Origin of the sequence: Paenibacillus hebaui (assembly GCF_051934385.1) — a bacterium.
Lineage (GTDB): Bacteria > Bacillota > Bacilli > Paenibacillales > Paenibacillaceae > Paenibacillus.
In genome coordinates, this window is sequence record NZ_CP196836.1 from 5,296,411 (window position 1) to 5,317,541 (window position 21,131).

19 protein-coding genes are annotated in these 21,131 nt (G+C 46.1%); 7 read left to right on the forward strand and 12 right to left on the reverse strand.

Going from position 1 to position 21,131, the window contains the following annotated elements; translation table 11 throughout:
* Nucleotides 1–189: 189 nt before the first annotated feature.
* Nucleotides 190–2,841: a cation-translocating P-type ATPase gene (locus ACR32F_RS24000; RefSeq protein ID WP_440111464.1), complete on the forward strand. Its 2,652-nt coding sequence runs from the start codon at nucleotides 190–192 to the stop codon at nucleotides 2,839–2,841.
* Nucleotides 2,842–2,943: 102 nt separating this feature from the next.
* Here the strand turns inward: ACR32F_RS24000 and ACR32F_RS24005 are convergent, their stop codons facing one another.
* Together ACR32F_RS24005 and ACR32F_RS24010 are read right to left on the reverse strand one after the other, a co-directional pair.
* Entirely contained in the window at nucleotides 2,944–3,432 is a 489-nt protein-coding gene (locus tag ACR32F_RS24005; RefSeq protein ID WP_440111466.1) for an SMI1/KNR4 family protein, read from the reverse strand.
* A gap of 33 nt (nucleotides 3,433–3,465) precedes the next feature.
* Nucleotides 3,466–4,125: a DUF2625 family protein gene (locus tag ACR32F_RS24010; protein ID WP_440111468.1), complete on the reverse strand. Its 660-nt coding sequence runs from the start codon at nucleotides 4,123–4,125 to the stop codon at nucleotides 3,466–3,468.
* A 117-nt stretch (nucleotides 4,126–4,242) separates the two neighbouring features.
* On the opposite strand from ACR32F_RS24010, the gene ACR32F_RS24015 reads away from it, so the two are divergent.
* On the forward strand, nucleotides 4,243–5,730 hold the full coding sequence (locus tag ACR32F_RS24015) for a DUF5123 domain-containing protein (RefSeq protein WP_440111470.1): 1,488 nt from the start codon (nucleotides 4,243–4,245) through the stop codon (nucleotides 5,728–5,730).
* Nucleotides 5,731–5,909: 179 nt separating this feature from the next.
* Here ACR32F_RS24015 and ACR32F_RS24020 read toward each other — a convergent pair whose 3' ends face one another.
* Entirely contained in the window at nucleotides 5,910–6,242 is a 333-nt protein-coding gene (locus ACR32F_RS24020) for a GGDEF domain-containing protein (RefSeq protein WP_440120000.1), read from the reverse strand.
* Nucleotides 6,243–6,329: 87 nt separating this feature from the next.
* Nucleotides 6,330–7,136, reverse strand: a complete 807-nt coding sequence (locus tag ACR32F_RS24025; RefSeq protein WP_440111472.1) for an alpha/beta fold hydrolase — start codon at nucleotides 7,134–7,136, stop codon at nucleotides 6,330–6,332.
* A gap of 178 nt (nucleotides 7,137–7,314) precedes the next feature.
* Here ACR32F_RS24025 and ACR32F_RS24030 point away from each other — a divergent pair, with 178 nt between their 5' ends.
* From ACR32F_RS24030 to ACR32F_RS24045, 4 genes are all read left to right on the forward strand, one after another.
* Entirely contained in the window at nucleotides 7,315–8,529 is a 1,215-nt protein-coding gene (locus ACR32F_RS24030; protein ID WP_440111474.1) for an MFS transporter, read from the forward strand.
* Entirely contained in the window at nucleotides 8,522–9,085 is a 564-nt protein-coding gene (locus ACR32F_RS24035) for a TetR/AcrR family transcriptional regulator (RefSeq protein WP_440111476.1), read from the forward strand. Before ACR32F_RS24030 ends, ACR32F_RS24035 begins: the two co-directional genes overlap by 8 nt.
* Nucleotides 9,086–9,178: 93 nt before the next feature.
* Entirely contained in the window at nucleotides 9,179–9,829 is a 651-nt protein-coding gene (locus ACR32F_RS24040) for a hypothetical protein (protein WP_440111478.1), read from the forward strand.
* 34 nt (nucleotides 9,830–9,863) lie between these two features.
* Entirely contained in the window at nucleotides 9,864–10,421 is a 558-nt protein-coding gene (locus ACR32F_RS24045) for a DUF1697 domain-containing protein (RefSeq protein WP_440111480.1), read from the forward strand.
* 168 nt (nucleotides 10,422–10,589) lie between these two features.
* Here the strand turns inward: ACR32F_RS24045 and ACR32F_RS24050 are convergent, their stop codons facing one another.
* The 5 genes from ACR32F_RS24050 to ACR32F_RS24070 all read right to left on the reverse strand — a co-directional run bounded on the left by ACR32F_RS24050 (nucleotide 10,590) and on the right by ACR32F_RS24070 (nucleotide 14,545).
* Nucleotides 10,590–11,033 (reverse strand): Hsp20/alpha crystallin family protein, encoded by a 444-nt coding sequence (locus ACR32F_RS24050; RefSeq protein ID WP_440111482.1) that lies wholly within the window; start codon nucleotides 11,031–11,033, stop codon nucleotides 10,590–10,592.
* A 191-nt stretch (nucleotides 11,034–11,224) separates the two neighbouring features.
* Nucleotides 11,225–12,427: an MFS transporter gene (locus ACR32F_RS24055; RefSeq protein WP_440111484.1), complete on the reverse strand. Its 1,203-nt coding sequence runs from the start codon at nucleotides 12,425–12,427 to the stop codon at nucleotides 11,225–11,227.
* 301 nt (nucleotides 12,428–12,728) lie between these two features.
* Complete coding sequence (locus ACR32F_RS24060; protein ID WP_440111486.1) at nucleotides 12,729–13,697, reverse strand: helix-turn-helix transcriptional regulator; 969 nt, start codon at nucleotides 13,695–13,697, stop codon at nucleotides 12,729–12,731.
* A gap of 205 nt (nucleotides 13,698–13,902) precedes the next feature.
* Nucleotides 13,903–14,343: a hypothetical protein gene (locus ACR32F_RS24065; RefSeq protein WP_440111488.1), complete on the reverse strand. Its 441-nt coding sequence runs from the start codon at nucleotides 14,341–14,343 to the stop codon at nucleotides 13,903–13,905.
* 4 nt (nucleotides 14,344–14,347) lie between these two features.
* The gene (locus tag ACR32F_RS24070; RefSeq protein WP_440111490.1) at nucleotides 14,348–14,545 is read right to left on the reverse strand and encodes a helix-turn-helix transcriptional regulator; all 198 of its coding nucleotides are present in this window, start codon (nucleotides 14,543–14,545) and stop codon (nucleotides 14,348–14,350) included.
* Nucleotides 14,546–14,794: 249 nt separating this feature from the next.
* Between ACR32F_RS24070 and ACR32F_RS24075 the strand changes: the two genes are divergently transcribed.
* The gene (locus tag ACR32F_RS24075; protein ID WP_440111491.1) at nucleotides 14,795–16,381 is read left to right on the forward strand and encodes a choice-of-anchor I domain-containing protein; all 1,587 of its coding nucleotides are present in this window, start codon (nucleotides 14,795–14,797) and stop codon (nucleotides 16,379–16,381) included.
* Nucleotides 16,382–16,580: 199 nt separating this feature from the next.
* Here ACR32F_RS24075 and ACR32F_RS24080 read toward each other — a convergent pair whose 3' ends face one another.
* The 3 genes from ACR32F_RS24080 to ACR32F_RS24090 form a co-directional block, all read right to left on the reverse strand.
* Nucleotides 16,581–17,732: an MFS transporter gene (locus ACR32F_RS24080; RefSeq protein ID WP_440111493.1), complete on the reverse strand. Its 1,152-nt coding sequence runs from the start codon at nucleotides 17,730–17,732 to the stop codon at nucleotides 16,581–16,583.
* Nucleotides 17,733–17,756: 24 nt separating this feature from the next.
* Nucleotides 17,757–18,575, reverse strand: coding sequence for a MerR family transcriptional regulator (locus tag ACR32F_RS24085; protein ID WP_440111495.1), 819 nt, complete (start codon nucleotides 18,573–18,575; stop codon nucleotides 17,757–17,759).
* Nucleotides 18,576–18,742: 167 nt separating this feature from the next.
* A complete protein-coding gene (locus ACR32F_RS24090; RefSeq protein ID WP_440111497.1) occupies nucleotides 18,743–20,986 on the reverse strand; it encodes a carboxylesterase/lipase family protein in 2,244 nt (747 codons plus the stop codon).
* Nucleotides 20,987–21,131 lie beyond the last annotated feature (145 nt).

Below are 21,131 nucleotides of genomic sequence, written 5' to 3' on the forward strand. Positions count from 1 at the left end.
TTTCTAAAAAGTGCAACGGGATATCATACAATACGTATTCATAGCAAACGAATGAGATTCACCAGACGCGGAGATTCTACCTATGGAGTTCATAAAAATGATGAAATTCACTGATTCTTATGCGTCTGCGAGGTTATATACACAGAGAAATCTAATATCCGAAATCTAAATATCCAAGGAGCTGGTCAATTGCAACATTACAGACACAGTGCAGAGGAGATACTTAAGGAAGTACAGAGTTCCACCAATGGACTCACCACCTCCGAAGCTGCGAAGAGACTTGAGACTGAAGGCTATAACGAGTTAAAGGGAAAAGATGCAACACCCATCTGGAAGCTGTTCATTGAAAATTTCAAAGATCCCATGGTTATCGTTTTACTGATTGCAGCCGCTGTGCAAATTGTCCTTGGACACCTGATTGAATCGCTGATCATATTCCTGGTCATTCTATTAAATGCGGTCATTAGTGTCGTGCAGACCAAGAAAGCCGAGAGTTCTCTGGATGCCCTGAAACAAATGTCTGCACCCGAAGCTAAGGTCATTCGCGATGGCGAGAAACAAACCATTCCGGCCAGGGAATTGGTCCCCGGCGATATCGTTCTGCTCGATGCGGGAGATTATGTGCCAGCGGACGGGCGTATTCTGGAATCAGGAAGCCTGAGAATCAACGAAGGCATGTTAACCGGAGAATCCGAAGCAGCAGAAAAGCACGCCAAACTTATTCCGGAAGAAGTGCCCATCGGAGATCGCCGTAATATGGCATTCAGTGGTTCACTGGTCGTATATGGCCGAGGTACCCTTGTTATTACAGGTACTGCATTAAAAACCGAAATCGGCAAGATTGCCGAATTAATCGAAAATGCTGAAGCCAAAGAAACACCGTTACAGCGCAAATTGGAATCATTCAGCAAAAAACTGGGGTTTTTCATCCTTGGTCTATCGATCCTGATTTTTGCCATTGAAGCAGGTCGGGTCTGGTTAACCGAAGGAACGGAAAATATCGGCCCATCGATCGTAAATGCGTTGATGTTCGCTGTAGCCGTAGCTGTCGCTGCCATTCCCGAAGCCCTCTCCTCCATTGTGACGATTGTATTGTCTCTGGGAACGAATAAAATGGCCAAGCAGCACGCCATCATCAGACGTCTTCCAGCCGTGGAAGCTCTGGGTTCTGCAAGTATCATCTGTACCGACAAAACAGGAACCCTCACTCAAAACAAGATGACGGTGGTGGACTATTACATTCCCCATGGTACCAAAGACGAATTTCCGGATGATCCGGATCAGTGGTCTGAAGAGGAACGCCGATTGTTACATATTGCAGTGCTCTGCAATGATTCGAATATTAACCAGGAAGGCAAGGAACTTGGTGATCCCACTGAGGTTGCACTCATTGCCTTTAGTAATCGGGTCAACAAGGATTACAATGAGATCCGCGACCAGTTCCCGCGTGAAGCCGAGCTTCCCTTTGATTCGGATCGAAAGCTGATGAGTACGGTGCATACCTTTGAGGGACAGACGGCGTTGTTGACCAAAGGAGGTCCAGATGTCCTGTTCAGTCGCTGTAGTCATGTATTTATAAACGGTGAAGTTCAACCATTAACCCCGGAGATCCGCACTCAGTTTGAAGAAAAAAACGAAGCCTTCTCCAAACGGGCATTCCGGGTACTGGCCTATGCGTACAAAAAATTTGATGACAAAAACCAGGTCACCATTGAGGACGAGCATGATCTGACACTTGTTGGCCTGACAGCGATGATTGACCCGCCGCGCGAAGCGGTATATGGCTCGATTGAAGAGTCCAAAAAAGCAGGTATTCGCACCATCATGATTACCGGGGATCACAAAACGACGGCTCAGGCCATCGGTGTGGATATCGGACTTGCCGGTCCCGATGATCTGGCGATTACCGGAGCCGAGTTGGACAAAATGTCGGATGAAGAGCTGGATCAACAGCTGGAGCAGATCTCGGTGTATGCGAGGGTGTCTCCTGAAAATAAAATCCGCATTGTCCGCGCTTGGCAGCGCAAAGGTAAAGTAGCTGCCATGACTGGAGACGGTGTTAACGATGCACCTGCATTGAAACAGGCTGACATCGGCGTTGCAATGGGGAGCGGAACAGATGTCGCCAAAGATGCAGCTGCCATGATCCTCACGGATGATAATTTTGTATCTATCGTGAATGCGGTGAGTGTAGGTCGGATGGTATTTGATAATATCAAAAAAGCCATTGCATACCTGTTTGCCGGTAACCTTGGCGCCATCACCGCCATTCTGTTTGCTCTGGTCGTAGGCTGGGTTAACCCATTTACTGCGCTTCAGTTGCTCTTCATCAATCTGGTGAACGACTCCCTGCCCGCCATTGCACTCGGTACGGAGAAAGCCGAACCGGATGTCATGCGGAGAAAACCACGTGACATCAACGAAGGTATCTTTGCAGGCGGTACATTACAGGCTGTTATCACCCGGGGTCTATTGATCGGTATAGCGGTCATTGTGTCCCAATATATTGGACTCGGCATTTCACCTGAAATCAGCGTGGCTATGGCCTTTACTACACTGATTCTGGCTCGTACGCTTCAGACCTTTGCCGCACGTTCCAATACACAGACGATTCTCCAGGTTGGTTTCTTCACCAATAAATTTGTGCTTGGATCAGTACTGCTCTGCTTATGTCTCTATGGAATTACATTGTTGCCTGGTGTTCGTGGCATCTTCGCCATTCCGGATACGTTTGGCTGGAATGAGTTCCTGATCGCAGGCGGACTTGCTCTGGCCGCTGTAATTTTGATGGACGTAATCAAGTGGGTTCGCCATCGCGGCAAACAAGCCACCGTTTCCTAAGAAAAATTTAAGTGACTCCAAAGCCTTGCATGGTATAATAAAAAAACAGGCGTCCTCACAAAGGAAGCCTGTTTTTTTTATTACTTTTATTACTTCTTACGCTTAGCACCCATCATCAGATGATAACTGCTCTGAAAGCGAGGGTCTGGCTTTCAGAAGTGCAATGAACTCGGTGAAATTGGCAGTGACTTCCTTTACATTTTCATCAAGCAGTCGTTGCGCCTCTTCCAGCGTCTCTGATTCACTCTCCGCATCTTCGCGCACCATCGCTTCTTCATGGTCCATGACAAGGACAGAAGGATAATCCACATTTTTTCTGTAATCCAGCATATAGTTGTTGCCACTGCTGACACTCCAGGCAATCGGAATGATTCGGAGTGGATCAGGGTTCACATCGTCCACCAGATTAATATTATTCGTTATGAACTGATCATCGAGTGCAGAGAAACGAATCTCCCAATCCAGCACCGTTTCACCTTGCATTAGATCGAAAGACATATCGCTGACCGCCTGCTGAAAATCCAGATATTCCTGTGGAAGCATAATCCCGTAGTACTTCTGAATATTTGCTGCTGCATTAGCCTTACTCACCTGCTTCACTCCCATTCTGTTGATGCAAGATGACTATTTCCCGTCCAATGCTGCCTTCCAGGCTTCCAGTATGGTAACCGGCGCTTTACGGCTGCTCTCCCCTCCACCTTCCTGCGTCCACAGTGGCGGATAATAAGCATAAACTTGGCCTGTCTGAAGCTCGCCCATATCATTCTGCCAACCTGTCCAACGAAATGTCTGATAGAACTGCTCCAGATCGCCATTCGCCAGCCAGTTGATGAAACCTGAATAGGCCAGTTCGGTCGATTCCCATTCCAATGTATCCGGTGCAAAATAGTATATATGTCCGTCCTGATCATTTCTTCCCGTATTCAGTGCAAAGAAACCACCCGCCGCATCATATGCAACGACCAACATACCTTTAAGCGGTTGTGCCACCAACGTCTCATGAAATCCGTTCCAGGAAGCGAGGCTACCATAAATTCCGTTACCACCAGAGCCAAGCAATGTAATCCAGCCATGATCCAGTAGAGTGCCTCCTGTCTCATAGGCAACTGTCCCCAGATAGGATCGTGTACTCACCTGAAGGCGGTAAAGTGTATCTTCTCCAGCCTTCCTGGATGCTGCTGGAACGTGTGAATATGGATTTGATCCGTTATCCAATAGTTCTTTTACTTCTTCCCAAGCATGGTTCTCACGATCAACTAATTCATCTACAGATAATGTTTGCACGTTCAATCTCCTCTGATCTACGCTGTTTCTGATTTTCTATGAGCATATCATGGCCTGTTTCACCATTCAAATCTGTTATAATCTAACTTCAAAGCTAAATGTAAGGGAGGAAACACTTTGCTTCGTGCAGTTTCACGTATGATCCCAATTCTAATGCTGCTCGCAACGGGTTGTCAGGATCAAACGTCGTCCATGATTACACCTGTTCCTGTCCAGCAGTCTAACCATCAAGAAATCTACTACATATCACCCGACGGGAACGATAAGCATAAAGGAACCATTCAATCACCCTGGAGAACGTTGCAGTATGCATCCGATCACGCCAAGCCGGGAAGTACCGTTTATTTACGTGAAGGTGTGTACAAACAAAAAGTCAAAATAACCCGGAGCGGCAATTCCTCCGATGATCCTACCGTATTTTCCAGCTACCCTCATGAAAAGGTTGTTGTCGATGGTAAAGGTCAGTCTGTACGGGGCATTCAAGGTCTGATTGAACTAGACAATGTCAGCTATATCACGGTTCAAAATCTCGAAATCCGTAACTTCACCACCCAAGAAACAGGTCAGGTACCTGTGGGAATCTATGTTCACGGCGCAGGGGAGCACATTCAAATACTGGGAAATACAGTACACTCCATTGCGAATCATGCACAACCTGCTGGACCTGATTTATTGGGCAGGGATGCTCATGGAATCGCCATCTATGGCACAGAGCATCCCCGTTCATTACGTGACATCATGATCAAGGATAATGAATTGTATGACCTCGTTCTCGGCTCAAGCGAATCACTCGCGGTGAACGGGAATGTCGATACGTTTGCCATTATGGACAACAGGATTCATGACAATGACAATATTGGCATCGATCTGATCGGTTATGAAGGTACTTCCGAGGATGACACTTACGATCAAGCTCGTAACGGTATCGTTCGAGGGAACGAAGTATACCATATTTCTTCCAATCATAATCCTTCTTATGGAACCGATCTTCCCAATAACAGCAATGCAGCTGGAGGTATCTATGTGGATGGGGGTAAAGATCACATCATCGACCACAATCGGGTACACCACAACGATATTGGCATTGAGATTGCTTCCGAGCATGCTGGACGTAAGACGAGCAGCATTACGTTGCAGGATAACCTGATTTTTCGCAATCGACTGACGGGCATTGCCATGGGAGGGTATGACAAGGAGCGCGGCTCAACCGAGAATAGTACGATTATGTATAATACGTTGGCTCATAACGACCTTCTGGATGCAGGCAACGGACAGCTATTCATTCAGGCTCTGACGAAGAACAATAATTTCCAACACAACATTGTGGTATCCGGCACCTCGGATGTTCTGATCTATAACGAATACACCAGCAATTCGGGAAATGTGTTTGATCAAAATGTGTACTACTCCCCTGCAATGAAAGAAGATGCACTATGGGTATGGAAAAATACAGCCTATTCCGGCTTCACCGTCTATACCGAGGGATCTGGCAACGATACACATTCGTTGTACACCAATCCACAGTTTTTGGATGAGGCTAACGAAAATTTTCGTCCCCAGGCTGGCTCACCCGCAGAAGGATATGGCTATCTTGCACCACGTTAATAAAGGAACGTGAGACCCGTGATTCTGGTGAGTTGGCCCATTTATAATCATCCTCCAACTCACAACAAAGAACCTGCTTACACTACGCAGGTTCTTTGCCATTTTGCCGTTCTCACCGTTTCTATCATTCACTTCCAGTTCACCTCTAGCTCCAACATTTTGTCTTCTATCCGCTGTACCTAGCGCCTTACAAGCTCGGCGGCATGTGTTACCCGATTTCTACCTCCGGTTTTGGAGGCATACAGGGCAGTGTCCGCTTTTTGAAACATGGACTGGTCTGTATCTTCCTGCATTACAGTAGCCGCACCAATACTAACCGTAATGTTATACTCGCCCCAATCGGCAGAAGCTACCTCTGAACGATATCTCTCTGCTGTGAGCAACGCTTGCTCCTGATCACAATCGGCAAGAATAAAGACGAACTCCTCTCCCCCATAACGAGCCACCACATCCGTACTCCTAGATACCGCTTGCAGCAAACCCGCCAGATTACCCTGCACCAGATCCCCGATTGGATGCCCAAATCAGAGATCGAGAAGTACCCACAGGGGGCCAGATCTAATTGTATGTCCATCGAATAACTGCCTCTCTTCCAAGCTTTATGCGCTCGACAAATAATCCTTAATCATTCGGATCGTTTCTTCCGGTTGACTTAGATGCGGATAATGTCCCTTCGCCGTCATCTGTTGCAACCTGCTGTTCTTCAGATGAGCGTGTAAGTAATCTCCTACTTCAACCGGGGCAATGCTGTCATCAGAGCACTGAAGAATCAGTGTTGGCACGGAAGCCTGCTCCAGATCAATACGACAATCGGATAAAAACGTTACTTCGGCAAATTGTCTCGCAATATGCGGGTCTCTGGAGCAGAAGCTTTTTTCCATTTCCTCCGTCAGATCTTTCCGTTCCGGATTCTTCATCACGATGGGTGCCAGATAACTCGCCCAGCCAATAAAATTCATCTGCATCATCTCAAGCAATTCATCAATATCATGTCGATCGAAACCTCCATAATAATACGGAAGATCATTCACATAACGCGGGGAAGGCCCCAGCATGACGATTTGTTTGAAGTATTTAGCGTCCTGAATGGATGCTAACATGCCAATCATACTGCTGACAGAATGTCCGTCAAATATGGCGTCCCTCAGTTCGAGTGCTTCCATAATTTCCAGCACATCCTGGGCATATCCTTGGAGGTTGCTATATTTTTCAGCATCATAATAGTTAATTTGAGATTCGCCAGATCCAACATAATCAAACAAAACCACACGGTAGTTCTCTATAAATCCTGGAACAATGTAACGCCACATGTCCTGATCGCATCCAAAACCATGAGCAAATACAATCGTTTGGCTACCTGAACCGACCACCTTTACATTGTTACGGACAAGCACATCCATCGTCATTCCATATCACCTCTCTGAGGTAGTGCTCACTTGAATTAATCTATTCGAGTAATATACTGGAAAATGTTGGGATATGCGAACCAACGATATAAACACACCTCTTTACAATCTGACTATCGTCAGGTAAAATCAGTTCAACATGTCGCGCGACAGAAATTAACATTTACGGAGGAAAACCATGAGTACTTCGACAGTCAGCCATACACCTCAGCAACTCTGGGGAAGATCATTTATATTTATCATGTTAGCCAACGCATTATTGTTTATGGCTTTTGAAATGTTGCTTCCCACCTTGCCCCTATTCGTCTCAAGCTTGGGTGGAGAAGCTTCGCAGATTGGGCTTGTTACCGGAATGTTTATGTTTTCTGCCATTTTGATTCGACCCTTCACGTCCGTGTTAGCGACCCGAATAGACAAAAAATATCTGTTGATTATCGGTATAAGCATCTGTGCATTGATGACAGGCGCATACTACCTATCGTCAGGTATTTGGATGATTCTCGTATTCCGTGTTATCCATGGATTCGGGTTTGGTCTGGCAACGACATATTTCGCAACGATTGCCACGGAAAACATACCAAGGGATCGCCGGGGAGAAGGCATGGGGTATTTTGGGGTAGGGGAGACCGTAGCCATATCCATCGGTCCATTGATCGGAACGAGCCTTCTGTTTACATACAATTATCAGAGCTTGTTCATGGGTGGTATGTGTATCCTTCTGCTAGCGCTTCTGATGGCGGTTTTTGTATCCAGAAAGCCTAAACCGTTGCCTGGCAGCGACAACTCCGAACTTCCGATTGCAACTGTCAAGCTGATCGAAAAGAAGGTACTGTTCCCTTCACTGCTGATTATGCTCGTTGGAGTGGCCGCTGGCTCCATCATGTCTTTTGTAGCATTATTCGCAGCTGATAGAGGGTTCGACAATGTCGCCTGGTTTTTCTTTGTCGTTGCCATAGCCAGCTTCGCCGTCCGACTGTTCTCCGGGAAAATGTTTGATCAACACGGTCCAGGGTCCGTTCTGCTTCCCTCTGCCGGGTTTGCAATCGCGGGACTGTTGGTTCTGATTATCGCCCAGAATGATGTGCAATTCCTGATCGCTGGCGCTTTATATGGCTTTGGCTTTGGTGCCATATTCCCGGCTATTCAGACCTGGTGTGTAAACCTCGTGGAGGAGCATGAGCATGAAAATGCGATGGCTTCCTTCTTTAACTTCTTTGACCTCGGGATTGGAGGTGGCTCGTTGATCCTGGGCGTGGTGGCTTCTGCATTTTCCTATACGGTGGTGTATGCTATCTCTATAGGTATTTTTGTGGTATATATCTTGTTATATTTGGTATACTCCCAAAAACAGCAGAGGTATACAGATCGCCAACTGGAGGTAAACATTGAGTAAAAAACGAATTAAAGAAATTGCCATCCAACATTTTAATCGTCTGGGTTACGAAGGAACCAAAATGGCCCAGATCGCCGAAGAGGCCGGCATTCGCAAGCAATCCCTTGCTTACCATTACTCAACCAAAAAAGCGTTATTGCTGGAGTTATATGAGGAGGTTGTGCAGGAGGAACAGCAGTTTGTACGCCAATTTTTCAGCGAGTCTGCTGCTCCATCTCTGGATCAGCAACTACATGCCTTTTTACATGAACACAAAAATCGATTCCTAACTAACCCAAATGTAGCTTTTATGTATATTCTTTCTTTCATTACACCTTTGGAAGTACATGATTTTGTGCTGGCCCAATATCGAACGTATCTGGGAACACTCAAGGAAGAACTGGCAGCTGTGTTTGCCAGACATTCTGACATCCGTCTGAGTCCGGAAGAAGCAACCGTAGCCTTTGTCACCCTGATGGATGGACTGGATGTACAGCTCGTATATGAGACACGGCAATCCTATGAACAAGCTTTGGCAATTACCTGGAATGTGTTCTGGTCAGGTATTCAGCGCTAATGAATCGTCGGTTACTGTGAAATTAACCAAATCGGAGGGGCATCCGGCAAGCCCATGTTCATCATTATTGAATACTAGGAGGAATCAGACACCATGCAGCAACTGGATGCGGCCTTAAGGCGTTTTGTGGAACAGCAGGATTTATATAATGAAGCTTATGGACTTTTCAAACATCATGATCTGCGGACTCGCGAACAACAATGCCAGCCAGAAGTAGACTCGCGAATACCTCTTTCTCCCGAACTTCAATATCTGTATAGCCACTATGAGATGATGGATGCCAAAGCTGAAGGTACGCTCAAAATGAAAAGTGCCGTCGTTGAGATTGGTGATGCAGCTCTGATCTTCTTTGTTGCACCTGAACATCTGCACCGTCAGCAACTAGGTTACCGCTGGATCGGCATGAAGGAACCCTATGAGGAATCTTCCTCTTGGCAAAAAAGTCACGTTGTCATCGCCAATTTTAACGATGATCCGTTAATTGTAGATACAGAAGCACCGAACTCTCCTGTATTTGCGGCCTTTGAAGGCGGAGACCCTAATTGTGTCGCTGATTCTTTGTCAGACTTCTTCACTGCTCTGTCCATCCTGATTGAAGCGGCACGAGCTTATGCCGGGGAAGTGAAAGATGAGGAAACCTATGAGACCAAGTCCGAATATCTGGAGCATGTGGAGCCGCTATTGAATGAGCTGTTGGGAGAAGAGTATACTGCACATCTCTTTGAGTATCTGTCATTTTGTTAAATCACTGAATTAAAGGAAAAGGAGGGGCATCATCATGATTTATGTAGCATTGCTGCGGGGCATTAATGTAGGCGGGAACAATAAAATCAATATGAAGCAACTGAAAGAAACGTTCGAACAAGCAGGCATGATCGATGTCGTGACCTATATCAACTCTGGCAATATCATTTTTGCTGATCATCAGGAACGTGCTCATGCCAATGCGGAGATATCCCATGTGCTTGAACAGGCCATAGCTACCGATTTCGGCTTACAAATCAGGGTGATGGTGCGTAATATGGATGAAATTCAAGCCGTTATTCAGGCGCTGCCAGTGGAATGGACCAATGATGACACGACCAAAAGTGATGTCATGTTCCTCTGGGATGAGATCAATGACCCCTCCGTTCTGGACAAGCTACCAATCAAACCGGAAATCGGCACACTGCTATATGTTCCCGGAGCCATTTTATATTCGGTCAGCAGAGAAGAAGCGAGCAAAAGTGGCATGAACAAACTCGTAGGGTCCAAGGTCTATGCCAATATGACGGTTAGAAACGTGAATACCACACGTAAGATCTATACACTAATGCAGGCAGCAGCAGAGAAATAAACCGGACCAAAATGGATTATGCCGTACAGCTTGTGCAATCAGACAGATAACAACTTAAAGTAAAAATCCCTCACAAAAAAACATGCAGAAAACATCTTAACCGATGTCTCCTGCATGCTTTTTGCCATGTAGAGAAGCTATTTCTTTTCTGCATATATTAGTCATTTATTAGTCAATCAGAATGCGTCTGCGACTATGATCATCTCCAGGACGTTTTGGAATCTCGAGCTTCAATACACCATCTTCCAATCTGGCCTTAATATTCTCTTCATCAATATGATCCACATAAAAACTTCGGATAAATTCGCCTGAACGGCGTTCACGCCGAATGACTCTATTGGAGTCATCCTTCTCCTCATAATCTTCATTGCGTTTGGCATGAATGATCAATTCACTACCCTCGACCTGAATGTCTATATCCTCTTTGGCGATGCCCGGAAGTTCGGCTTCTACCCAATATTTGTCTTTTTCCTCACGGATGTCGGTTCGAAATGGCTGGGAGCCACTTCCAAAAGGTGAGAGGAATGAAGTCTCAACCATGTCATTGAAGGATTTCAACATGTGTCCGAACGGGTCTTCATTTCGTTTACGAAACGGAATCAGATCAAACATGAAAATCATCTCCTTTTGTGTGGTTGGTTTATTGTTGTTGCTTACATTGATTATTATAATACCGGTGCCGAGAAGGCTCAAAGCCCGTAAAGGGCGAAAAAAAACGATTTTCTCCCATCATGGTTCAATATTTTAAAATAGATCCTTTTTTCTTTTATTTTGACCTTTTTTGACTTTCTGACTTTGTCTGACTATAACGAATGAATGGAATCTACTACAGCATTGGATTGATTTTTCTTCATCCCCAGCATCATGATTGCCAGCAAGACCACCAGAACAGCTACGAGCATGAACGGTATATGTTTGTCCACCTGGTAAAGTGTCGTTGTAAGTATAGGGGTAATAACGGCGGATATCCCCTGAATTGCGGCTACCAGCCCTGCCGCACCTCCCTGCTGCTCTTTGCTGACCGACAGCGAAGCACCTGCCATGAACCCTGGCATCATGAGACCCGAACCGATGCCGAACAGGAAGAACGAGAAGTAATACATGGACAACTGATTGGACACCAGAAACAAGATCATGCTTGCTATCAGAAAAAGGGACCCGAGCAAAATCATCGGATGCGGCTGCCATTTCAGCCACTTCATCTGAATGACTTGCATGATCAGCATGGCCGCTCCAGAGAACATGAGTCCAAATGAAACCATTCTGGCAGTCGCCGCTGGGGATAGAGCCAGTTGATCCTGAAAATAAAATCCCCCGACAACCTGTAAGGTCATGATCCCCATCATCGTGACCAAGCCGGCAGCAAGGTACATTCGTAAACCGCGTTGGAACGGGTTTACTTTCGGTGGCCTTGCATGAATGACCGGTTTCGCTGCAGGAATTAGCAACAAGGCGATAATAAAAGCAGTTATGGCAATAAAAATGCCAAAATAAAGCGGCCACAGCAGACCGATGATGGTAAAAGCTCCTGCAATGGCTGGACCAAATACAAGACCAAGTCCATTGGCAGCACTGATAATCGCCATCCCGCTTCCCCGTTCTTCCCCTTCTGTCACATCGCCCATATAGGCTTGGGCAGAAGACAGCACCGCCGGAATGAACATGCCGATCAGACTGCGCGTCACAATCAGAAGGGTAAGCAACACGCCCCCTCCGATCCAAGCATTCAATCCCCCATACAATGCCAGTGCAAATAATGCACAGCTAACAGACATACCTATAAAACCAATCAATATGATTGGTTTTCTGCCCTTCAGATCACTCCATCTGCCCCATACCGGAGCCATGACAGCCATCATAACGGACCCGAGCGAAATAATAAGACCGGAATGACTTTCTTTCATTCCCAACTCGCGAATAAGCGGCGGCATAATGGGTGCAATAAGCATCAGACCCAACATGGCTGCAAATACGCTAAAAAAAATACTTCCTCTGATTCTGTTCATGCTCGTACACTCCTCTATATTTCAGTACAGTACCACTGTACCTGGAGTATACAAGGCTGAAAGAATCCTGACCGCCTCCATACGGAACAATTCACGGCAAGGCGGATTATTCATTTTATTATCTAAGATGAACCCATAAACTTTACACTAAACCACTACGATTGCAGTACCATCTTCCGATCGCTGTTATCACCGGATTTCTGTGATTCCCCTCTCTAAGGGTGAAATCCGATGATAAAGGCGAACGCTCCGCTTCTCCAGACTGGTTCTGCACTCTTCGTTCTCGTGTAAATGTTTCAATTCATTTTATATAATAACTATTTTTTATTTCAGAGGGCTTCACGCCGAATTTGCGATAAAATTGCTGCGAAAAGGCACTGACATTGCTGTAACCGACCGCGATCGCTGCCTCGGTGACATTGTTATCCTGATTACGCAGCAACTTCATGGCGTTGTCGAGACGAACCTGACGTAAATATTCGAAGACCGTGCTTCCGAAAAGCGCCTTAAATCCCTTTTTCAATTTGAAATCGTTAAGCCCCACCTGTCTGGACAATGCCAGCAAGGATGGAGGATCTACCATGCAAGCCTCCATGATCTCCCGTGCCGCATGTAACTTCCGGATGTCTTCTCTGGAGAATCCCGCGGGGGTTGGCGCCAGTTCAAACAGTTGGATCATGAATCGATTCAATATCTCCAAGGCTGTCGCTTCCATCATTAAGGATGATCGATAACTGTTGTTTAATTCCACAATTAGACTGTCAATCATCGTTCGTATTCGGTGATCCAGTTGAAATACAATGGGCTTAAACACCTTTTGTCCCAATACCTGATTAAACGCAATGGACTTGCAACCGCCCAGTTGTGCAGCCGCATAATTGAACAGGGAAACCGGAATCCCCAGTGAAAAAGAAGTATACGGCTCCCTCGCCGGAGGATGAAACCACGCTTCGAAATCATGCATGAAAATGAGGGCACCCTGTCCAATCGATAAAGAGTAATCCTGACCGGATATATCCACATGTCGCTCTCCTGACAAGGCAAATTGCAATTCCACAATGGGCGTCTCGGACGCAAAATACGTAGGATAAGGCTGATGATATTCAACCTGGGAATATAAAATCTCAATGCCACTGTAAGTTGTCACTCTTTTGATATTGCCGCTGCCCGCCTTGGGAGAGAGCAGATACGTGTGTTCATCTTGCTGACTGTACGGTTCCTGGGTCAGGTAATGCTGATATACTACGCCTAATGCATCATCCGTGCGCATGGGTGTTCACCTCGTCTATCACTTGATCAGACTCATCAGTAAAGAAAGCCTAAATTCCTTTAATTGATAATGATTCTCAATTAATTCTACAGCAATTTCTTCTTTTCGGCTAGTCCCGTGACAGGCTCGTTTCCCTCTATTCATTGATCCTCTAGGAATGTCCACGCCTAACGTCAGGTTAGCGTGATCGTCCCAGGGGGCAACTTTACATTCTTTTCGCGTAGTATTTAACCAAAAAGATGCCCAGTCCAATTTGGAAAATGAAAACACTTGCCAGTACAGTCACAACAATCGGTTCTACACCGATCAGACTAAATACAACTGTCATAGCCATCAGAATATAAAAAATAATTATGTTTGTCTTCCAGCCTGCTTTTTCCTTCAATCGAATGCTGCGTTCATCATGAACATCAATCTTCTTTTGTCTCAGTCTCTCCGCATACATTGCCTGATGGGAAGACTTGTTCAACCAGAGCGCCTGCACCGTATATCCCAACCCCAGAACCAGAAGAACTGAACCTGCACCAATCAACAAACCTGAGACTCCATTGAAGGCTTCACCTTTCAGAACAAATCCACCAATACACATCGTTACCAGACCCGTCAATGCCAGTAGTAAATATACCCACTTGTTGCTTGATCTCATCGTCTTACTCCTCCTCGTAAATGAAAATTTCTTCGATACTCATTCCAAAATAACGAGCAATTTTGAAAGCAAGAATAATAGAGGGATTGTAACGGCCGTTTTCCAATGATCCAATGGTCTGTCTGGACACCTCTAAACTGTCCGCAAGTTCTTCCTGCCTGATTCCTTTTTTCTTCCGTAATTCTTCCAGTCTGTTTTTCAATAGCGGTTTCCTCCATGATGGAAAGTTAACTTTCCACAAATGTATCAAGATGCCCCTCGCATGTCAAGCTAACTTTCCATTCGCACAAAATTAAACCCATCATTGAAAACTGTTATTCACACAATGGATAAAAGCACTGTACTTTTACATAACTCGTCTTGCTTTTTTACCGTTTCTTAACGTTTCTTTCTTATACTAAAACAATTGTACATACCATCACACACGAAACGATAAAGGGGATCTGGAACATTGAAAAAGAGAAATCCATGGCTTGCCGTTCTGTCGATGACTGCCGTGCTAACTGCAGGAGCAACCAGCTACACATCAATGATTAATGCCGCTGGCGCAACTGAACCTGTCAATGATCATGTCGTACTGCGTACAGCCATCCAAAATATGCAAGGTACTATCACATGGGACGGTAGCAATCGCATTGTCGATATTGAGGTTGGCGGCACGAAGGTTCAGCTTCCCATAGGGACGTCCTCAGCCACCATAAACGGTGTAAAAACTTCTCTGGACAGCAAAAGCTACATCACTAAAGGGGCAACGTATGTATCTTCCCAAACGCTTCAACTCATCCAAGATCAGGTGATCCTCGAACAAAATAAAATCGGCTTTGAACGGACGGCTTCCTTTCAAATGCCCGGCGGCAAAGCAGAAATATCAGCCTCCACCCCGGATGGACAACGCCTGCTCGTAACTGAAGCGGACAATGGCAGTATTTCCGTGTTGGATATTGCTGACCTGAGTAAGATTAACGTGTTGAAGACCGTCAGCTTCCGTGATCTCTCCGCCCATGCTGAGGTTACGAGCGTAACCGTGTCCAAAGATGGCAAATATGGACTTGCTGTTATTCGTACAGGCGATGCGGATAAAGATGCGAACAAAGGATTACTTGCCATTGTGGATCTGACTACCTACAAAACCGTCAAAACGTATGAGCTTGGTATTGGACCTGATTCCATTGCGTTGTCACCTGACGGTATGCACGCGGTTATCGCGATAGAGGATGAAGAACTCAATCAAGCTGCCGATGAAATTGATTACGCCAATGCCAAACGACCAGGCAGTATCATGATTGTATCTTTTGCTGGCGGGAACGTACTGGAGGGCGAGATCACCAACTTGCCGGTATCACTGGACAATGTAGAGGGGGCCATCTATCCGCATGATCCACAGCCGGAGTATGTCGCCATTAGTCCTGATAGCAAGACAGCAGCCATCACGTTACAAGAAAACAACGTCGTGGCCATCGTTGATCTGGAGACAAAAAAGATCAGCTCGATTTTCGCTCTGGGTACCACATCTCATCCAGCGGATCTGAAAGAGGACGGTGTCGTGCAGTTTAACGAAACATTGACTGCTCGTTATGAACCGGATGGTATTGCTTTCTCCGCAGATGGCAAATACCTGCTGACAGCTAATGAAGGTGATTTAGGCAAAAATGAATTTAAGGATGGTGTAAAAGCAGGCGGACGCAATATCGCTGTCTGGGATCTGCAAGGCGAGCGAATGTATGATAGCCAGAATCTCATTGACAAAGCAACTGCCATGGTTGGCTTGTACCCGGATGATCGCAGTCCCAACAAAGGCAGTGAAGTGGAGAATCTGACCGTTGCTACGGTCGAAGGCACAACGTATGCGGCGGTAGCTTCGGAACGGGCAGATGCCATTTTGTTCTTTGATCTTGCTGATCCGGTCAATCCTAACTACCTGGGTCTGCTCCCTACTGCAGGGGAGTCACCGGAGGGAATTCATCGGGTCAACGGACGCAGCCTGTTTGTGAGTGCAGATGAAAGCACCGGAACGCTTAGTTTTTTTGCTAAAAAATAAATCAAGTGTCCTCGGCATGCAAAGACTGAAATGAACGGTTTCACACTGAATTTGAGTAGGAAGGGGTGCCGAGCCCCTGTCCTCTCAAATATTCTTTGACGGTCCACAAGATACACCTGTAATCCCCGCAATACTTACAGGCCCACTCATAATTTATGTTTCTCTCCTTGTTCCTTCCTGCTGCTTGCCAAGCAATTCCTTACCTGCTGCTCACCTTTTTAAATAGGACAATGGCAACAAGGAAAGCTACGCTTACAGCGGCAAAACCCACCCAATTCAAATACAGGACAGAGGTCTGGCTGATAACAAACCCACCCAATCCAGATCCCAGTGCAAAACCAAATTGGATAAACGACGTATTTACGCTAAGGGCAATGTCCGGATTTCGAGGCGCCAGAGTAACCAGATATAGTTGCTGGGCCGGGGAAATACTCCACGTTGCTAACATAAAAATCATCAATATCAAAATCAATACCACGAGATTGACTCCCGCTAGAGCGAATAACAGCAGGGTCGCCCCTTGTAACAAGAGCCCTAGAAAAATGGTAAATTTCGATCCCTTTGCATCTGCCAATTGTCCGCCCAATTTTGAACCAACAAAGCTGCAAACCCCCGCCAGAAATAGAACTCCGCTTATTTCCGTCATGGAAAGAGAGGATGTCGCCTGCAAAAACGGCGTAATATAAGTGAACAGTGTAGCGTAGCCTCCAACATAAAATAACGTAATAACTAAAGCCATCAGAATAGTTGGATTTTTGAGAATAGAAAACTGCATTCTGAGTGTAATCTGTTCTTCTTCTTTGATTGCCGGAATCTTTTTATAGATAATAAGTAATGGAAGCACACTTAATGCACCGACTAAAACAAACAGAACTCTCCATCCAAACATCTCACTAAAAAATGTACCCAGAGGAACACCAAGCACTAGCGAACTACTAAGCCCCATTAAAATGATACCGATGGCATTGCCTCTTTTTTCTTTCTCAACAAGTCTTGTTGCTACGGCCATGGCTACAACGGTAGCGATTCCTCCGCTGGCCCCTTGAATAATTCTTATCCACATTACCGTTTCATAAGTAAGATCTGCAAACATAAGTCCGTTGCTGGCAATAAACACACTAAGAGTGGTCATCAGCAGCTTCTTACGATCCGTATTGATCGTGAGTGTAATCAAAATAGGCGCAACAATGGCCGCTGCAAGAGCAAACACCGTCACCAGTAATCCAGCTTCGGAAGTCGATACTCCGAGGTCCACAGCGATTATTTCAATGACTCCTGTAATAATATATTCAATGGTCCCGATCAGAAAAACGGCCAGTGCCAGGACGTAGATGATTCCTTTATTTTTCATTTTACTCTACTCCACCTTTTTCAATTATCTATTTTGTATTGGAATTTGTATTTCGATGAATTGTGCATCTTGTTCTGGAGATAACGGTAAATAGAGTTCCCTGCCCAATTCGTTTTCCTTGATCTGATAGTTATTTTTCTCAATCCATTTCGCTAAATGAACACAGGCGGCACCATCAAACTTGGAACTCGAATGAAAAGCCATGGTGGCCATCATCGGTTCAGGAGGAAGAGTCCGCAGCTGAAATGACTCTGGAGATGCTTGCAGCTCACAGGTTAAAAAGTACCCGACTTCGAACTCAAACTCATCCTCTTTTCCTTCAATATCTTTCCACAAAACAACCTGAGGTCCTTGGATAAGCTGGCGAATTTCCGTTGTTAATAACAGATCCAATTGACGGAATAACGCTGGAATGTCGTCTTCTCTTCCGATGGCTTTTTGAAACAGAAATGTTTGAGCAGCTTCTGCTTTGACTCGAATCTCTTGGCCCGTTTCGAATTGTCCCTCTTTTTCGATAAGATGCATACGTTCCTCAATCCTGACGAGTTTGGCTCGTTCCGTATCAATAATCTGCTGGATTTCACTTCTTTTCAGCTTAAACATGCCTTGAATATTCTCGAGCGTAATATCTTCTTGGAGCAGCTGTGTGATTTGGGGCAATGTAAAACCCAATTCCTTATACATTAAAATTCGGTTAAGCTCAAGAAGCTGATCTGCGGCATAGTACCGATAACCTGTATCGTGATCTACCTTTCTCGGCTTGAGTATGCCGATCTGGTCATAATAACGCAGTGTTTTTAAGGAAACCTTACTTAATCTGGAAAACGCACTGATTTTGAACAAAACATCATCTCCAATCCATAACATAATCCGAGTATACAGCTTCCCGTGCAGGGGAAAGTCAAGAGTCTATCTAACACAATAACAATAAACCACAGCAAAAGAGGACATGAGAATGCAATCTCCTGTCCTCTTCATCATCATTTTATGTTAAATCACTCTGAATTTCATTATTCCCAGAAGAAACGACCTGCGAACACTTTTTCCGTCAACAGTTTGTACGTTTCTTCAGGCAATTCTTTTTTCATCTTCGCCATAACGGCTTCTTTGCCTTGATTATATTGCGTGGACATGCCAATCTCTGCCGTTGTATTGCTTGCATCCAGACGCATGATTGGGGCTTGTGCATCTTTCGTCCAAGGTGTCCATGCTGCCAGCTCAGACGATCCGCCAGTACCCGGATTTCCTGTATACAGGAACTGCTTCAGGTATGCTGACATCGCGGCAGACAACTGCTCACGCCCTGGTTTGTTCGTATCGCTAAAGTAGCCCTCAGGGAAGTAGGCTGCAATTCCGTCCTCGTGCCCTGTATAGAAGTCCATATCCGCTCCATGTGGTGCGCCCAGCAACGTTAGCAAACGTTCAGAGATGACACCTGGCTGTGTGCCCCATGCGAAACGATAGGCATATACAGGAGGTTGTCCTGCTTCACTTGTCAACCGTTCAGCTACACGCTCTGCATTAAAGCCTGCATAAGCCTCACTACCGTATTTCAGAGCTGCAGCATATTGATCAGCCTTGGTCTGATCGGTAAACAGCGTTCCATCATCAATGGAAGGAGCGAAGTTCGGGTCGCCGAAGGCAAAGCCGGAGAATTCAGTTTCCAGGCTACCCAGCAATACAGGAACCTTCGTATAATTCCCGCTGTCGATGGCGTCAAAGCCTTCTTTTGGAATTACTGTGCCATCCCGGAACAGATGCGGGAATGGTTCCATCCGGATTGCCGTTGCGCCAAACGCTGTGACCAGCTTGTCCGCAGGCAGTGCACGCAGATAGCTTTCCAGCTGTGCCGGAGATTGCTTGCCAATCCAAGCTTTGGCTTCTTCCTCATTAGCTGCTTTCCCCTCTTGCACGAGCAGCTTCACGAGTACATCCTCGGATTTTTGCTCGCCTTCTTCCGGTGATGCTGTCGTCAATCCTCCGCTGAAAGCGACTGCTTTTTGATACAGCCCTTTGCTCAGTGGAGAGATCAGGGTTGCCAGCACATCACGTGCACCAGCAGATTGTCCGGCGAGCGTAACGTTACCTGTATCTCCACCAAAACCTTCGATGTTATCCTGAACCCATTCTAAAGCACGGAACGCGTCAAGCAGACCGTAGTTACCCGAATCATCCAGACTATTGCCTGTTTTCAATGCAGCGTTCTCGAAGAATCCGAGTGCTCCCAATCGGTAATTCACTGAAATGATGATGCTGTTGGTACTGCGCGCAAGCTGCTCACCTTGAAAATCCTTGCCTGATCCGGTCATATTCCCGCCGCCGTGCAGGAACACCATAACCGGAAGCTTCGAACTGGTTGTGTCTGGACGCCAGATATTGAGGTACAGCGAATCCTCGCTGCCTGCTGTATTCTTACCGGAGATCTGCAAACTGCTTGCTGCAAATTCCTTGGCTGATCTGGTTCCTGTCCATGCCTCCGGTTCCTGTGGGGCTTTCCAGCGCAGTTCGCCTACCGGAGGTGCTGCATAAGGAACACCCAGCCAGCCGAGTGTGCCATATTGTTCATAGGTTTTGCCATCAATCGCGCCATATTTGGTCTGCTGCAGCGTTTGAGGTTTGAACGCACCAGCTTCTTTATGTTTCGACCAGCTCTGTTCCAGGGTTCCGCTGCCATTTTTAAGCTGGATCTGTAATGCCTGTGCAGTTGCCTCTGCCATCAGGCGGTTGGTAAGCTCACTCGCTCCCTTGCCTTGAAGCGCCTTGATACCTTTACCGGCCGCATAGGTCAAAGCTTCTCCTTGCTGGTAATCTGTACCCGCTTCATATCCGAGCACCTTCAGCAGCATTGCGGCATACCCTTCCGCTGTAAGTGCTGCGTTAGGTTCAAAGCGCTCACTTCCTGCTACAATCTCAGCCACATACGGATGCTGCTTCAAGTACCCAACGACTGGTTGCAGCACTTTGCCTGCCTGAGCCGCATCATCGTACGTTTCTGTTCCTTCATAGCCGAGTGCTTCTTTCTCCAGCCCGGACAAACGCAAGTAAAGTACTGCTGCCTGGATACGTGTCGCTTTTTGGTTCAGATAAGCCGCAATAACGCCTTGACCGCTGCCGCGAATAAGCTCGGATTGGATCAACTTGTCCAACGCTGCTGAAGATGAGGATACTGTGTTACCTGCTGCATATGCTGGTAGACCGGATACACATAACCCCAGAATAGTTGCTACGGCAATCGAACGTTTAATGGTTTTCATGTCATAAATCTCCTCGCTGTCAAATAGTGTGTAACGGGATAATTTCATTGGAGATGAGTACCTTTGAATCAGTATTCCAATGTCTGGATAAATCTATTTCTCTATATTGGAAAAGTGATCTGCTTCTCTCCTTTCTGCTTGAAAT